The sequence below is a fragment of the Salinivibrio sp. VYel1 genome (assembly GCF_009377945.1).
Classification (GTDB): domain Bacteria; phylum Pseudomonadota; class Gammaproteobacteria; order Enterobacterales; family Vibrionaceae; genus Salinivibrio; species Salinivibrio siamensis.
Genome location: NZ_RSAM01000004.1, coordinates 198,727 through 212,631, shown reverse-complemented (window position 1 = coordinate 212,631; position 13,905 = coordinate 198,727). Strand labels below are relative to the sequence as shown.

Genomic DNA, 13,905 nt, shown 5'->3' with positions numbered 1-13,905 from the left:
AACGCGGATACTGCTTGGAGTAAAGGGATGAGCGAGCCAAGAGAGCACGAGCCTGTTGAGCAAGGGCCTGATGAAACAGCGCTGGAGAAATTTGAATTACCCACGCGCGATGATTTTCCGTGGGTGACCACCACCATCACTGTGCTGGGCGTGGTGTTGTCTGTATTGCATATTTGGTTCAATACGTTATCTACACTACCGGAGTTATGGATTTCGGCGACCCACTTTGCGGGGTTTGCGGTGATTTGTGCACTTTGGTACCCGGCACATATCTCTTTGAAGCGGAATAAAATAGCGCTGGCGGTCGATATTTTTATTGCGTTAGGTGCAGTGGCTTGTCTGTTGTATATCCCTTATGCCGAGGACGCGTTGTACGCGCGTGGGGTAAAATTTGTCACTGCCGATTGGGTGTTCGCCAGCTTAGCGATCATCATCGTGGTGGAGCTGATTCGTCGTACCATGGGATGGTTTATTCCCATTCTGATTATGGTGTGTTTGAGCTATGTCGTGCTGTGGGGCGAGTGGGCGTCGGGGATTTTTCACTTTCCCGGATTGAGCCTTGAAACCCTTTTATATCGCAGTTACTACTCCTCGGAAGGCATGTTTGGCGCGATTACCCGGATTAGCTGGACGTTCGTGTTTATGTTCATTTTATTTGGCGCCTTTCTTGTCCGCTCTGGGGTTGGAGATTATATCATCAACGTGGCCCGTGCGGCCGCGGGTAAGATTATTGGCGGGCCGGGTTTTATTGCGGTGATTGGCTCTGGGTTAATGGGGTCAGTGTCAGGCTCGAGCGTAGCGAATACCGTATCGACCGGGGTGATCAGTATTCCTTTAATGCAAAAAGCCGGTTTTCCGTCGCGCTTTGCTGCTGGGGTCGAAGCATCGGCTTCAACTGGGGGGCAATTAATGCCGCCCGTAATGGGGGCGGGGGCGTTTATCATGGCCTCGTACACCCAAATTCCTTACGTTGACATTATTGCTGTATCACTGGTTCCTGCGCTGATCTACTTTCTCTCTGTGAGCTTTTTTGTGCGCATTGAAGCAAAGCGCAGTGGCGTGCAAAAGATTGTCACCACCGAGGACTCTTTATTGATGGTGCTTCTCCGCGGTTGGCATAACCTTATCCCGCTTGCGGTGCTTGTCACCTTGCTGATTAAAGGTTTCACACCCACCTATGCTGCCGGCATTTCGATTATTTCTGTGATTTTCGCTTCCTGGTTTTCCAAAGAGCACCGGATGGGGCCGAAAGCGATCATCGAGGCCTTGGCGCAAGGGGCAAAAAATATGGCCACCACTGCCATCTTACTCGTGGGCATTGGTTTGGTGGTGAATGTGATCAGCACCACGGGTATCGGCAATACTTTCTCGCTGATGATTGATGGTTGGGCGAACGGTGATCTGTTTATGATGCTGGTGCTAATTGCTATTGCCTCGTTAGTGTTAGGGATGGGATTACCAGTGACCGCTGCCTATATCGTACTGGGCACCTTGTCGGCACCTGCTCTGTATAAGCTTATCGCTGAAAACCAATTGTTGGAGCTGCTGGTATCAGGCCAGCTTCCCGAGCAAGCCAAGGCGATATTTATGTTGGCTGCCCCAGACAAACTCGATCTTTTAAATGCGCCAATGACCATGGAAACCGCGCAGCAAATGGTTGCCTTAGTGCCGGCTGACTTTATGGAAACCTTGTTAGAGCAAAGCTTAGGGCTGGAGGCCGTCAGTTTGGCCCTGCTCGCCGCCCACTTAATTATTTTTTGGTTATCGCAAGACAGTAACGTGACCCCGCCGTTTTGTTTGACGGCATTTGCCGCGGCCACCATTGCTAAAACCCCACCGATGCGCACGGGGCTGATGGCGTGGAAAATTGCCAAAGGCTTGTATCTCGTGCCTTTGCTCATTGCTTATACCAGCCTGGTCAGCTGGGATATCGTCTCGGTGTTAGAGGTCGGCTTTTTTGCCATTATTGGCACGTATGCCTTAATTGGCGCGATTGAAGGGTATCTTGAAGGCCCGATTAACTGGCTAAGCCGCCTTTGCTTATTAATGATTGGTGCTTTGTTAGTGTGGCACGATATCCCGTTGTGGCTTCGCTTAGTGAGCGTCGTTGGGTTTGTGGGCCTGTTTATATACAGTGGGCGCAAGTATCAGTTGCAACAATCTCAACTGCCAGTGTCATGAGGCGTATATGAAATCTGTTTATGATTATGTGATTGTCGGTGGTGGTATTGTTGGCGCATCCACAGCCTGGCAATTAAAGCAGCGATACCCAGATTGCTCCGTATTGCTGGTGGAAAAAGAGGCAAGCGTTGCCCAGCATCAAACCGGGCATAACAGTGGTGTGATCCACGCGGGTGTCTATTATCCACCAGGCAGTTTAAAAGCCGATTTCTGTAAACGAGGAGCGGCGCTGACCGTTGAATTTTGTGCCAAACACGATATTGCAGTGGAGAACTGTGGCAAGCTATTGGTCGCCACCAACGAGCAAGAGATGGCTCGGATGCGGGCGCTCTATGAGCGATGCTTAACCAATGATATCGACGTGCGCTGGCTGGATGCGGCGGAGCTTCATGCTGAAGAGCCCAATGTTAAAGGCTTAGGTGCCATTGCGGTGCGCGCGACCAGCATTGTTGACTATCGGCGGGTGACAGAGCAAATGGTGTGTGAGTTTGAAGCGCTCGGCGGTGTCACCCAACTCAGTACAGAAGTGATTGGGGCCAGTGAAGCGGCTGAACAAGTCACTCTCCATTGCCGAGCAAGCGGGGAGCCGCTAACGATTCATTGTCAGTTTGTGGTGACATGCAGTGGGTTGATGGCAGATAGAATGACCAACATGATGGGGATCCCAACTGCGTTTCAAATTATCCCTTACCGCGGGGAATACTATCAACTTGCGAGCCAGTACCAAGGCTTTGTTAATCACCTTATCTATCCGATTCCCGATCCCGATTTACCTTTTTTAGGCGTTCATCTCACGCGGATGATAGACGGCTCCATTACGGTTGGACCTAACGCGGTGCAAGGCTGGAAGCGTGAAGGCTATGGCAAGGTGAATGTCAGTCTAAAAGATACCTGGCAAATGCTGACCTTTGCTGGGTTTTGGAAAGTCACCATCAATAATCTAAAAGCCGGCTTGGTTGAGCTGAAAAATTCCTGGTGGAAGCCGGGTTATGTCAAGCAGGTGAACAAGTATTGCCCAGCGATAAAAGCTAAGGATTTGACTCCGTATCCAGCGGGGATCCGTGCTCAAGCCGTGTTAAATGACGGCACCTTGGTCCATGACTTTCTGTTTGCTGAGAGTGCGCGGAGTTTACACGTGTGTAATGCGCCATCGCCAGCCGCCACCTCTGCGATGCCGATTGGTGAATACATTTGTGACAAGGTGACGCAAAAACAGCAGTGGCTCAGCAATGATGCTGATTAGCGCTACATATCGGAAAGTGAAAGCCAGCGCCTACACTCGGCCGCTGGCTTTTGCTTTGATTACTGATAACCGACTGTGAATGCTTGCTGCAGATGCTTAGGTGTTTCGGCTTCATCAAGCATAGCGACCGCGAAGTCTTCCATCGAAATGCGAGATTGTCCGTCACTATCTGTCACTAAGGTGTCTGTCCCCAATGTGTACTGACCGGTGCGAGTACCAGGTGCGATCATGGCGGCAGGCGAGAGGTAGCTCCAAATCACATCTTGGCTGGCTAAACATTGCTCATATTGCACTTGGCACGCGCGTGCAATCTCAACGGCTGAGGCGGGGAGAAAGCCCTTTGCGTTTAACACGGTTTCACCGTCAGTGCCCGGAATCATCAGTCGAGCGGCACCGCCGACAATCAGAACGCGCATTTGATGATGTGCTGCGCCTTGGACGACGGCTTGGGTTAACACGGGTAACTGTGCTTCTTCGCCTGTCGGTGGGCGTAACGCCGTAATGGCAAGATCATGATCAGCCATTACCGATGCCACCTTGTCCGCATCGTTCAAATTGACGGCGACAGGCGTTACGCCGTCGGGTAGCTTGCTGAATGCTGCCTCGTTACGTGTCACTGCCGTGACCTTATGCCCGCGTTGCAACGCTTCTGCCACAATTCGACTGCCAATATCGCCCGTGGCACCAAATACGATTATATTCATTGTGTTAGTTTCCATGTCATGACTCCTGTGTGTCCTTGTGCCGCGCGATAACCAGTAAAAGGATGCGGCTGTCATACGGTTGTGGTTAAACCATGCTGAACTGATTAAGTTATCATTAATTATTTATCTTAATATAAAGATAAATACCATTAATCTTTACGTCAAGATAAATGTGTGGTTTTTTTATCTAGGAAAAAACTGGGGGATCCAATGGATATAGCGATCCAGCAAGGATGGCCGCTTGAGCAAGCACAAAAAGTGGCTGAGCTCTATGAGCAGGCGTTTGGGATGAAGTTCGCACGGGCAATCCCTAATCAGGCAGCGCGCGTGGCGATGCTATCCCGATGTTTTGTCCCAGACTTTTCGTTTGCTGCTATGCAAAACGGCAAGGTGGTGGGGTTGGCCGGGTTTCAAACCCAAGCCGGCGCGTTGACACAGGGTATGGGCGCAAAACAACTGATCGATAGCTTGGGGCTCATCAAAGGTACTTGGGCCTGTGCAGTATTGGCGCTGTTTGAGCGTAAAGCGGCACCCAATGAATTGGTGATGGATGGCATTGCTGTTGATAGCGCGGTACGCGGGCAGGGGATTGGCTCCCAATTATTGGATGCCATTATGGATTATGCCCAATCGCATGGCTTTGAAAGCGTTCGGTTGGATGTGATTGATAGTAACCCCAGAGCCCGCAAGCTTTATCAAGCCAAAGGCTTTGTCGCCACTAAAGAAGAGCGCTTTCCGCACCTAAAATGGTTAGTCGGCTTTTCAGGCGCCACCACCATGGTCAAGGCGCTGAACTAAAAAAACAAGAGAGACAAGGATGTTTATGATTGAAACACGTCGACTAGTGCTGCGTGACATGCAGCCAAGCGATGAAGAGGCGTTTGTTCACTTAACGCAACACCAGAAGTACCAGCGTTTTTATAGCGAAACGGACTGCCAGCCAGAGACATACCGATACTTACACGCGCGCTTTATCGAACAAGCCAACGCAAATCCACGCGTGGCTTATCAGTTGGCGGTTATCTGCAAGCAATCAGAAAAATGTATTGGCACTGTCGGTTTAAGGCTTGAGGACAACCATCAAGCATCCATCGGGTGCGGCTTAGCTGTGGAGGCGCAAGGCGCGGGGCTAATGAGAGAGGCGGCTGTCGCACTGGCCAACTTCGGTTTTGAGTGTCTGGGCGTGCATCGGTTATACGCTGAGACCATTTACGATAATCTCGCTGCAACCAAGCTTTGTCGTTCACTTGGCATGCGACAAGAGGCCCATTTTCATCAGCATCGTTTCTTTAAAGAACGGTGGTGGGATACGGTGGTTTACGCCATATTACGACACGAATGGGAGCAAGGATGATGAAAAAAGCACTGCTTGGCGCACTGATGGTGACACTGCAAGCGTGTACCAGTGCGCCCGTTGATAATGAAACGACCGACGCTGCAGAATGTGTCGGTAGCACGGCTTTGCCAAGCGCATGGGCAGATAAGTTTGTAGCCGTGGACGATCCAGCGCTACTGGCGGCGTCGCTGGGTCAGCCATTGGAAGGGAAGCTTTGCCAAGGCAAGGTATATCAGGCGACTGAAGGGGTAACAGTGTATCGTGCGTGGAATAGCACCAACCCGCATAGTCAGTTTGGTCACTGGTGGGCGTTATCACAACCGTCTGGCTTGGTGGCGGATTATCGCCAAGACTATGAGATTTGTTATCAATGGTCGCCGCTCGATAAATTGGTACAGTGCACCTTGCAACCAGGCGCCAAGATTGTGGTGGGTAATGGTCAAAGCGCGAAATGTTCCGAGTATTTAACCTATCCAACCTCAAGTGCCCAGCAAGTTTATCTGCAAGAGGCGGAGCAAGCGGTTCAACATTGTCAAACGTTTGATGCGGTGATGCGTTGGCAGTGATGCGCGGCAATCAACCATTCAATCACTCCTGTGTGGCGAGCAGGGCGCGCTAAGGCGGCGGATGATAGGCGGCCAATAAGTGTTTATTTTTCAATATCAATGAGATAGCCTAGTTCTATTATAGGACTTGGAACAAGCACATGGAATTAGTCGTCCCCGCACTCAATCACCAAGCAGCCTTTACACGTTTTTATGATGATTTTGTTCAGTTTGACCCCGACAATGCCGATTACTATCGGCCGGGGAAAGACGATTTCCCCACTTACGTGACTCGGTTAACGGATGAGTCGTTGGGTAAAAACCTTCGTAAAGGGTATGTGTCGTGTAGTCATTTTTGGCTGCTTGATGCTGAGCAACAAATCATTGGCGCGATTCGGATCCGTCATCACATCAATACGCCATTTCTAACCCAAGAAGCTGGACACATTGGCTACGACATTGCGCCATCATATCGTGGGCGCGGATGTGGCAAGCAAATGTTAGCCTTAGCACTGCCCAAGGCGAGAGAGCTAGGGATCACTCGCGCTCTAATTACCGCGAATGAAGACAATATGGCATCGCGCAAAGTAATTGAAGCCAATGGCGGCACGTTGGAAAACATCATCAATGGTGAAGTGTTCAATGAATTATTGGCGCGGTACTGGGTGGATATTAATGGATGATTCCCCGCGCGTAGACCAACTGGACAGCGATCGTCTGTTGCTGGTGGCACCCAATATGACCCATCAGCCTTTCATTTTAGAAGCCGTGTTGGAAAGCCAGCACACCCTTGCGCCTTTTATGGATTGGCTTCCGCACGCGTTGACCGAATCGAGCTCGATTGAAAACACCCAACAAGCGATTGATGACTTCGACATGTTTATCAATGAGCTACGCTACTCGATTTTTGAAAAATCGACGGGGCAATTGGTGGGTGTGATCAGCTTAATCATCCGCAACATCGCGATTCCTTATTTTGAAATAGGCTATTGGCTGCGGAGCTCCAAAGAAGGCCTTGGCTATATGAGCGAAGCGGTGCGAACGCTAGAGCAGTACGCGTTTAATGACCTTAATGCCAAGCGTGTCGAAATCAAAACTGCCTACGAAAATACACGTAGCCGAGCGGTAGCCAAGCGCTGTGGGTATCATCAAGAAGCGATACTTATCAATGACCGTATCCTGCCGAGCGGCGCGATTTCTAGCACTGTGGTTTATGCAAAAGTGGCGGCATTTGAAACAGAGGAGAAATAATGACCCCTGTGAATACTTCCGTGGTCTCGGGCGTAGCGCTCTCTCGTATTGACGGGGAGACAAAAATGCTACTGATGAAGCGAGTGAAAGGTGGCTTCTGGTGCCATGTTGCGGGTTCGATTGAAGCGGGTGAGACCGGAGTGGACGCCATCGTCCGTGAGTTTAGCGAAGAAACCCAGATTGCGGCGGCTGATTTATATAACGCGCAATTTTTGGAGCAGTTTTACGAAGCATCGGTGAATGTGATCGAGCTTATCCCTGTATTTGTGGTGATGTGTGATGATAATCAAGCCATCACGCTTAATGAGGAACACACCGAGTTTCGCTGGTGCTCACTTGATGAGGCAAAAGCCTTGGCGCCGTATCCAAATCAGCATGCCGTATATGATCATGTTTGGACTTACTTTGTTGATCAGCCCGTTAACCCGTTATATCGCGTCAACTTGCCTAACCATCAGGAGTGAACCATGAGAATGGAACGCTTTTTTACTCAAGATGACACCATATTGCACGGTGACACGGTTTCCTTGATACCAGCTAAACCTTGATTATAAGCTGGCGCGCTACCGTGGTTAAATTCGCGTTTTGCAATATCGTCACGTAAAGTAGCGCTTTTATTGACGAGCGCGTGCTCGAGTTGCTGAGAACCCTTATGGATACACAACCCAATAACCCGCTGCACGGGTTAACCCTACAAACCATTTTGACCCGTTTGGTTGAACACTATGGTTGGTCAGGCCTCTACCAACATATCAATGTGAACTGTTTTTCTAATGATCCTTCGATGAAATCATCGTTGAAATTTTTGCGTAAAACGCAGTGGGCGCGCGATAAAGTCGAAGCCTTGTATATTGATACCTTTTGCTAAGGGTAAAATACACGGATTGGCTATCGGTCGGTGTTTATTTTTAAGTGATTGATTTTAAGTAACTTTCGTTAAGGTGTCGGGGTGCTGTCGTGGTAATGTCGCCCCCATTTTGCATAGTGTCGCTAGGGAAGAGCACAAAGGAGCAAGGATGAACGTGAAAGCACTCAGAGTTCAAAAAGGGTGGTCGCAAGACCAATTAGCACAATTTAGTGGGTTAAGTGTTCGAACGATTCAACGTATCGAACGCGGCCACAAACCCGGATTGCAGTCGCTGAAATCGTTGGCTGCTGTGTTTGATATCGACATTAGTGATTTGCAAAAGGAGACAGACATGCAGGCAGATACTTCAATGAGTCCAGAAGAAAGAGCGATTGCCAATCGCGTCCGTGCCCTCGGCGGGTTTTATTCTCATTTGACGCGCTATGTGGTCGTGATGGCGATTTTGTTTATTATCAACTGGCAAACTAACCCAGGCTATTATTGGGCTTGGTGGGCAGCAATGGGATGGGGGATTGCAGTGGTCAGCCACGGCGTCAGTGCTCTGGGCATTGTCGATCTCTTTGGTGATAAGTGGGAAAAACGTCAGATAGAGAAGCGACTGAACGCGCGGTCAAAGCGTTAGTCGCTACCTGATAACGCCGAGCGAATGTGCCTCGGCGTTTTTGTTTTTCACCAACAAACACACATCTTTACTGAGATGCCGCTTGTCGCTGCTGGAAGCGCGTTGCGTGCTCGACTAGGCCCTTAAACAGCGCACGCTGACAGCGAAGATAAAGCAAGAATTCTGGATGCCACTGTACCCCCAGTGTATAAGGGCGGTTGGGCGACTCAATGGCTTGTACAATGCCATCTAAATCACGTGCGCTTACCGTCAAATCCTCGCCTAACGCGTTAATCGCTTGGTTGTGTAGGCTGTTTATTTTGCGTCTGCCTTGCCCCAACCGTTGCTGTATATGGCCGTTGACATCACGCAATATACACAAGGTTTTCATCGGGAACACTGTCCAGCGATGAGAGGTTTTTTTGCGTTGCTCGCGCAAGCTTTGGTGCAAGGTGCCGCCCAAACAGATGTTGAGAAGTTGCGCACCACGGCAAATGCCCAGCAAGGGCTTTTGGCTAGCCAATGCGCTTTTGATAACTGCGCTCTCTAGCGCATCGCGTTCAGAGTCGTAGTTGGGTTTCACTTCGGGCTCGGCGGCGTACAGCACAGGCTCGACATCGTGCCCGCCAGTAATCACCACGCCTTGATATGCGTTTGGATCCAGCGCGGTGCCGGGGTGTAACTGTAACGGTTTGCCACCATAAAGTTTGACTGCCGCGGCGACAAAAAAACGTGGCAGCCTTGCGCCTTTGCTCGGGCCGGTTATTGCGATGACGGGTTTATCCATAAATTGTGCACCTTTTCCGCCCAATTATTAACGATACGCACCAATGGGTCGTTGAGATAGCCCAAATAGGCTTTGCAGCATGTTTCCAGTCGTGCAGGATCGGCGGCGAGTTTTTCGACTTCCACCCAATCGTTCCATGCTTCGTGAATGCCCCAATGGGGTCGGCTGACTTTGCTGTCCGGCAACCGATAATGAAACGTTGGCCGCGCTTGTGTGAGCCCATCATCAATCACTTTATTCACTCGCTCAGCATCAAGGTGAGTGAATAAGGGCAGCATATCTAGCGCACGGTTGCGTGTAGGATTATCAATCAGATAGTCGTCGATTAGGGTATCGAGATCCGGCCAATAATCAGCGGCTAGCACGCGTTCAATATATGCTTTCGGGAAAGGGTCGACATAGTTGGTTAGACGCCGCGATAAATCAATGTCGGCCCGTTTTAAAAGCCAGTCATACAAACATAAGAATGCTTTTAAATGAGCACAAATCGTTTTGGCGGTTAAATCAGGCAGCTCTGGGTTGAGCTGCATGCCAAACGCATAAACTGGGCTGTCTTCGGTTCCTTCGGCACCTTGTTGACGCAGATGAGCAATGAGTTGGTCAACCTCTTGCAGGCGGTCAAGTGGCAGAGGAGGGCCGACAATTTCCACGGGGACAAAGGCTTTTGCCGCCCATGCCAATAGATCTTCGGCGGATTGATCCAGTCGGTTGGTCACGGTGTTTTCACTACGATCGCTTTGTCCTAAGCGCTTTAGCTTGGCATAGTCGAGTTCTACTACCCAGTCTCCGGCTTTGTCTCCGCTCAAGCGGCGATCATATCGACCCCCTCGCTTGATGTGTAGGGAGAAAAAATCCGCCACTAAACGCGTAATGGTATCCAGCTCTAAGCCACTGAGCTCTATCTCAACGCCTACGCGACGCGTTTTCCCCTCAGCGTTGGTGATCTGAGGCGGTGTTTTCAGTGATGAATCTGGCGCATCCATGGTTTTTTAAGCCTCATTTTTATCAACGATAGGTAAGAGGTGGGGATAAACCTTTGACACTTAAAGGTCTGAGGGGATAAATAATAAACACCTGTTCAGTGGTGTCGAGACCACTGAACAGGTTGATGCTTAGCCATTAACAACGGCATCTGTGCTGTTTTCTATGCGTTCTTGTGCCCAGCTCTCAAACGCCATGCGCTTGATTTCATTGAGAGCTTCGCTGGGTAGAGGACTCTTTATACCAACTTGAATCGTGTCATCATGGTACAGATATAGTCGAGATAAAAATTGCTCAAAGGGTAAGGAAGCTTCCCCGTATTGCTCTCCTTTCCCTTGCGTTGACACCACCACATCGTGTCCCCAATCTTGACCACTATCGTTATTGGGGTTGTAAAAATAAACCCGCATCACGCTGTCTTGGTCAAGGGCGATACGTATCAAGGTGATCGCGTGCCAGCCGACAAATCGGCCCTGGCTGCTGGTGACTGCGATCCCAACCGGCTGGGGGTGTATAACGGGAATATTGCCGTTATAAAGCGGATGATAACTGCGATAGAAGCGCTCGATAAAACTATCAAACTCTTTCAGTTGTCCTGTTTTAACGTCAACGGCAATCATGAACTCACGCCCCACGTACCAACCATGAAATTCTGGATTGATCCACTTATGGGGGTCTTGCTCTCGGTTGACACAAAGCCGGCCCATTTCGATGTAAAGTTTATCCAAATGCGGCACCAGAACGACTGACACAGGGTCAGTATCGAATGGCAGTGCGGTACTCAGCCCCTGTAAGAGGGTGTGAGAGTCTAACGACTGTCCTTCAAAATGCATGCGTAGGCTCTGATTACAAGCAACTTGAACGATACAGTTGAGTAAGTAATCAGGATCATTATACGCCCACATGGATATTGCACGTGCCGATTGGCAAGTCGGGTTGTTGCCTTGGGCCACACCTAGCGGCTGGCCAAGCACTGACATGACACCCGCTAACAGATGAACGCGAGCGGGGAGTTGCTCACCAAAGGCCAAGGTCAGTGTATGGGCGACGTCTGGGTGTAGGTTGAGATGAATCTGACGCCACAGACTCGGGGCGACAGGCGCATCGAACAGAACACCCCGTTCAAGCATCATTGCCAAACCATACACAGCTTGCGCGGTTTGCGGATAAATGGCTTCCTGGATCAGTGTGTGCACCAGCTGACGATAGGTCACTAGGCAGTCTAAGCCAGTATTACTTAAACCTAGCGCGGTGGGGAGAGTGTCGCTTCCCTCATTGTCCAGTAACCATCGTAAAAATATGGCGTGGTAATCAGATGCTAAACCGACATCATGCATCGCACGTGCAAATCCCAACGCCTCTTGTTGTAAAGCATTGCCGTCCATTGCATTCAGACGCTCACAGTACGCGTCCAACCCCGGGTCGTCATAGCAGCCCTGGGTTGGGCCGTATAACGCACTGACAAGACGATCGATGCCGAGCTTAGCTTCACCGAGGTTAATCTGCTCCTGCGACACCAAAATAGAGATCTGATTGATCATCGCCTTAATTGGATTGACCTGAATGGGGCGCTGCGCGAGTACACGCCAAACTTCATCAACCAGCTCACTGAGAATGGTTTCATAGCCCAAGTGGCTGAGAATAAAACGATATAAAGTACTAATAGCGGGCGCCGTTGCACCGAGTCGAATACGGTTCGACTCATCGGTAAGACCCATTACGAGTGATAAATTGAGGCTTAATACTCTGGCAAGAAATTGATGTGCTTCTTGTTGGGAAAAAGGCGGGGAAGAGAGCTTCCCCTCGACGATAGCCAGCATTCGAAGCTGGCTGAGACAATCTAGCACCACGGTGGCTTTGTCGGCATGCGCGAGGGTATCTGGCACGAGATTCGGTACGAGATACTCGGGCTGCCCCCAATCTGTTCCCTCAAAAAGGCCTGCCTCAGTGAGAGTGACAATCCGTGAGTACAGTTGATTAATGCCGTCATCCTGTGCCAATACACGCCCACAAATATCAATCACGTGAAATTGGTGGCGTGCCTTGGCGATGGAGCTTACTTGATCAAGTTGTTCAACGGCATGATCAAGCTTATTGAGTAAGCTAGACATAGAAATCAAGGTCTTCCTGTGCTTTTAATAAGTCACGCATAACATGCGGGTCGTCACCATAAAAGTGTAGCAAACCCCAGTGTGTGCCAAATGCACTTCGTTTAGGCACTTTCCCCTCCATAGGCGACTGCAGCTCATGAAACTCAAAGTACTCGTGATTCTCGGTCTCTTCAGGTATGGCCAGCTGGCTTACCACTCGGCGTCTTGGATATACCCCAAAGGTACCGGCGACGCCTTTGGCATCTTTGATAGGCGTTGGGAAGAAAGCGTTGAGTTCTTCGTCAGTTGTTTTAGGGTCAAACGCTACCACCATCGCTTGATAGCAGTTAAAGTCATAAACACGTTCAATAATTTCAAAGCCTTGGAAACCGGGTGGGCGGTAGGCTACTTCACCGAAGTACATCTGGCCATCGTTAGTAACAAAGTACTCTGGATGGATAAAGCCGAAATCAATATCAAACGCTTCGATCAGCTTCTCGATTTCCTGGGTTACTTTTTCCCGATATTTTTCCAACTCGGGGGAGGCCGGGACGAAAACAGAGTAGCCGAGGGTGACGTACTCGGAGATGTTTAAAAACTGGATTTTGCGGTTTTTAATGAATGCTTCGACAGCAAACTCCCAACCATCGAGGTGGCTTTCCATTAATAGCGGGAACTCTTCATCGGAAACACGATCGAGATCATCAGGCTCACGCACCATCCAATGGCCTTCGCAGCCTGCTTTGTCAAAGGCCTTGAGATGGATTGGGTCATTTGGGTCGCCGTCAAGTTTCAGCAAGGCTTGGTTAACCCGGCGCAGGAAACGTACCACGTCGGATTTATCTTGCGCTTCTTCAAAGATCCCAACCCGAATACCGCCGATTTGTGCACGGCGTTTCATTAAGGATTTATCGCGGAACAGAAGAGACTGTCCCATCAGCTTAGGGTTTTTGAGCAGCACGGCGTTAATGGCGCCGGCCCACTCTACGGTTTCTTCGAACAGAGGAATCGCCACATCGACCCCCATTTCTTGCAGGGTGGTGGCAATTTCAAAGGAACGGTCATTGAGGCGCTCAAAGTCCCAAGGAAGGTAGGGGATATCATGCTCTTTGGCATACTCTTCTGCCCATGTTGGGGCAACAACGACATATTTACGATCGAAACGGCTAATCGCATCAATTGCATTGAGGCTCCATCCTAGAATGGCGACGAAGCCTTTGTTTGGATCATAGTCAGCCATATTGCTTCCTTTTACGTCGAATGTGTTTTGTCACTCTCACATAGCTAGGTCTAAATAGTAACCACTTGCCCCTGTTCC

Annotated in this window: 15 protein-coding genes; 10 read left to right on the top strand and 5 right to left on the bottom strand. The window is 49.9% G+C overall.

Annotated elements, in window-relative coordinates; genetic code table 11:
* The first annotated feature begins 27 nt into the window (after positions 1 to 27).
* Together EHW58_RS05960 and lhgO are read left to right on the top strand one after the other, a co-directional pair.
* The gene (locus tag EHW58_RS05960) at positions 28 to 2,181 is read left to right on the top strand and encodes a TRAP transporter permease (protein WP_077666338.1); all 2,154 of its coding nucleotides are present in this window, start codon (positions 28 to 30) and stop codon (positions 2,179 to 2,181) included.
* Between the two features lie 7 nt (positions 2,182 to 2,188).
* Positions 2,189 to 3,424, top strand: coding sequence for an L-2-hydroxyglutarate oxidase (lhgO, locus tag EHW58_RS05955; protein ID WP_152795325.1), 1,236 nt, complete (start codon positions 2,189 to 2,191; stop codon positions 3,422 to 3,424).
* Positions 3,425 to 3,483: 59 nt separating this feature from the next.
* Here lhgO and EHW58_RS05950 read toward each other — a convergent pair whose 3' ends face one another.
* Complete coding sequence (locus tag EHW58_RS05950; RefSeq protein WP_152795323.1) at positions 3,484 to 4,128, bottom strand: NAD(P)-dependent oxidoreductase; 645 nt, start codon at positions 4,126 to 4,128, stop codon at positions 3,484 to 3,486.
* 210 nt (positions 4,129 to 4,338) lie between these two features.
* Here EHW58_RS05950 and EHW58_RS05945 point away from each other — a divergent pair, with 210 nt between their 5' ends.
* The 8 genes from EHW58_RS05945 (at position 4,339) to EHW58_RS05910 (ending at position 8,750) form a co-directional block, all read left to right on the top strand.
* Positions 4,339 to 4,926 carry a GNAT family N-acetyltransferase gene (locus EHW58_RS05945; protein ID WP_152795321.1) on the top strand — a complete coding sequence of 196 codons (588 nt, stop codon included), beginning with the start codon at positions 4,339 to 4,341 and terminating at the stop codon, positions 4,924 to 4,926.
* Between the two features lie 19 nt (positions 4,927 to 4,945).
* Positions 4,946 to 5,482 (top strand): GNAT family N-acetyltransferase, encoded by a 537-nt coding sequence (locus tag EHW58_RS05940; RefSeq protein WP_152795319.1) that lies wholly within the window; start codon positions 4,946 to 4,948, stop codon positions 5,480 to 5,482.
* Positions 5,482 to 6,030 carry a hypothetical protein gene (locus tag EHW58_RS05935; protein WP_152795371.1) on the top strand — a complete coding sequence of 183 codons (549 nt, stop codon included), beginning with the start codon at positions 5,482 to 5,484 and terminating at the stop codon, positions 6,028 to 6,030. The genes EHW58_RS05940 and EHW58_RS05935 overlap by 1 nt, the downstream gene beginning before the upstream one ends.
* A 140-nt stretch (positions 6,031 to 6,170) precedes the next feature.
* Positions 6,171 to 6,692 (top strand): GNAT family N-acetyltransferase, encoded by a 522-nt coding sequence (locus EHW58_RS05930; RefSeq protein ID WP_152795317.1) that lies wholly within the window; start codon positions 6,171 to 6,173, stop codon positions 6,690 to 6,692.
* Positions 6,685 to 7,260: a GNAT family N-acetyltransferase gene (locus tag EHW58_RS05925; protein ID WP_227486468.1), complete on the top strand. Its 576-nt coding sequence runs from the start codon at positions 6,685 to 6,687 to the stop codon at positions 7,258 to 7,260. Before EHW58_RS05930 ends, EHW58_RS05925 begins: the two co-directional genes overlap by 8 nt.
* On the top strand, positions 7,260 to 7,724 hold the full coding sequence (locus tag EHW58_RS05920; RefSeq protein ID WP_152795315.1) for an NUDIX pyrophosphatase: 465 nt from the start codon (positions 7,260 to 7,262) through the stop codon (positions 7,722 to 7,724). The genes EHW58_RS05925 and EHW58_RS05920 overlap by 1 nt, the downstream gene beginning before the upstream one ends.
* Positions 7,725 to 7,912: 188 nt before the next feature.
* Complete coding sequence (locus EHW58_RS05915) at positions 7,913 to 8,128, top strand: VF530 family DNA-binding protein (protein WP_046073336.1); 216 nt, start codon at positions 7,913 to 7,915, stop codon at positions 8,126 to 8,128.
* A gap of 148 nt (positions 8,129 to 8,276) precedes the next feature.
* On the top strand, positions 8,277 to 8,750 hold the full coding sequence (locus EHW58_RS05910; protein ID WP_152795313.1) for a 2TM domain-containing protein: 474 nt from the start codon (positions 8,277 to 8,279) through the stop codon (positions 8,748 to 8,750).
* Between the two features lie 67 nt (positions 8,751 to 8,817).
* Here the strand turns inward: EHW58_RS05910 and EHW58_RS05905 are convergent, their stop codons facing one another.
* The 4 genes from EHW58_RS05905 to EHW58_RS05890 form a co-directional block, all read right to left on the bottom strand.
* A complete protein-coding gene (locus EHW58_RS05905; RefSeq protein WP_152795311.1) occupies positions 8,818 to 9,516 on the bottom strand; it encodes a gamma-glutamyl-gamma-aminobutyrate hydrolase family protein in 699 nt (232 codons plus the stop codon).
* Positions 9,492 to 10,499 carry an amidoligase family protein gene (locus EHW58_RS05900; protein WP_152795309.1) on the bottom strand — a complete coding sequence of 336 codons (1,008 nt, stop codon included), beginning with the start codon at positions 10,497 to 10,499 and terminating at the stop codon, positions 9,492 to 9,494. Before EHW58_RS05900 ends, EHW58_RS05905 begins: the two co-directional genes overlap by 25 nt.
* A 129-nt stretch (positions 10,500 to 10,628) precedes the next feature.
* On the bottom strand, positions 10,629 to 12,608 hold the full coding sequence (locus EHW58_RS05895) for a hypothetical protein (protein WP_152795307.1): 1,980 nt from the start codon (positions 12,606 to 12,608) through the stop codon (positions 10,629 to 10,631).
* Positions 12,601 to 13,827 (bottom strand): acetyl-CoA carboxylase biotin carboxylase subunit family protein, encoded by a 1,227-nt coding sequence (locus EHW58_RS05890; RefSeq protein ID WP_046073332.1) that lies wholly within the window; start codon positions 13,825 to 13,827, stop codon positions 12,601 to 12,603. The genes EHW58_RS05895 and EHW58_RS05890 overlap by 8 nt, the downstream gene beginning before the upstream one ends.
* Positions 13,828 to 13,905 lie beyond the last annotated feature (78 nt).

Bases quoted from the DNA above. Each gene is read 5' to 3' on its own strand.
- EHW58_RS05940 (WP_152795319.1), top strand. From the start codon at position 4,946: ATGTTTATGATTGAAACACGTCGACTAGTGCTGCGTGACATGCAGCCA.
- EHW58_RS05925 (WP_227486468.1), top strand. From the start codon at position 6,685: ATGGATGATTCCCCGCGCGTAGACCAACTGGACAGCGATCGTCTGTTG.
- EHW58_RS05960 (WP_077666338.1), top strand. From the start codon at position 28: ATGAGCGAGCCAAGAGAGCACGAGCCTGTTGAGCAAGGGCCTGATGAA.
- EHW58_RS05905 (WP_152795311.1), bottom strand. From the start codon at position 9,516: ATGGATAAACCCGTCATCGCAATAACCGGCCCGAGCAAAGGCGCAAGG.
- EHW58_RS05950 (WP_152795323.1), bottom strand. From the start codon at position 4,128: ATGAATATAATCGTATTTGGTGCCACGGGCGATATTGGCAGTCGAATT.
- EHW58_RS05900 (WP_152795309.1), bottom strand. From the start codon at position 10,499: ATGGATGCGCCAGATTCATCACTGAAAACACCGCCTCAGATCACCAAC.
- EHW58_RS05910 (WP_152795313.1), top strand. From the start codon at position 8,277: ATGAACGTGAAAGCACTCAGAGTTCAAAAAGGGTGGTCGCAAGACCAA.
- EHW58_RS05915 (WP_046073336.1), top strand. From the start codon at position 7,913: ATGGATACACAACCCAATAACCCGCTGCACGGGTTAACCCTACAAACC.
- EHW58_RS05945 (WP_152795321.1), top strand. From the start codon at position 4,339: ATGGATATAGCGATCCAGCAAGGATGGCCGCTTGAGCAAGCACAAAAA.
- EHW58_RS05895 (WP_152795307.1), bottom strand. From the start codon at position 12,608: ATGTCTAGCTTACTCAATAAGCTTGATCATGCCGTTGAACAACTTGAT.
- EHW58_RS05890 (WP_046073332.1), bottom strand. From the start codon at position 13,827: ATGGCTGACTATGATCCAAACAAAGGCTTCGTCGCCATTCTAGGATGG.
- EHW58_RS05935 (WP_152795371.1), top strand. From the start codon at position 5,482: ATGAAAAAAGCACTGCTTGGCGCACTGATGGTGACACTGCAAGCGTGT.
- EHW58_RS05930 (WP_152795317.1), top strand. From the start codon at position 6,171: ATGGAATTAGTCGTCCCCGCACTCAATCACCAAGCAGCCTTTACACGT.
- lhgO (WP_152795325.1), top strand. From the start codon at position 2,189: ATGAAATCTGTTTATGATTATGTGATTGTCGGTGGTGGTATTGTTGGC.
- EHW58_RS05920 (WP_152795315.1), top strand. From the start codon at position 7,260: ATGACCCCTGTGAATACTTCCGTGGTCTCGGGCGTAGCGCTCTCTCGT.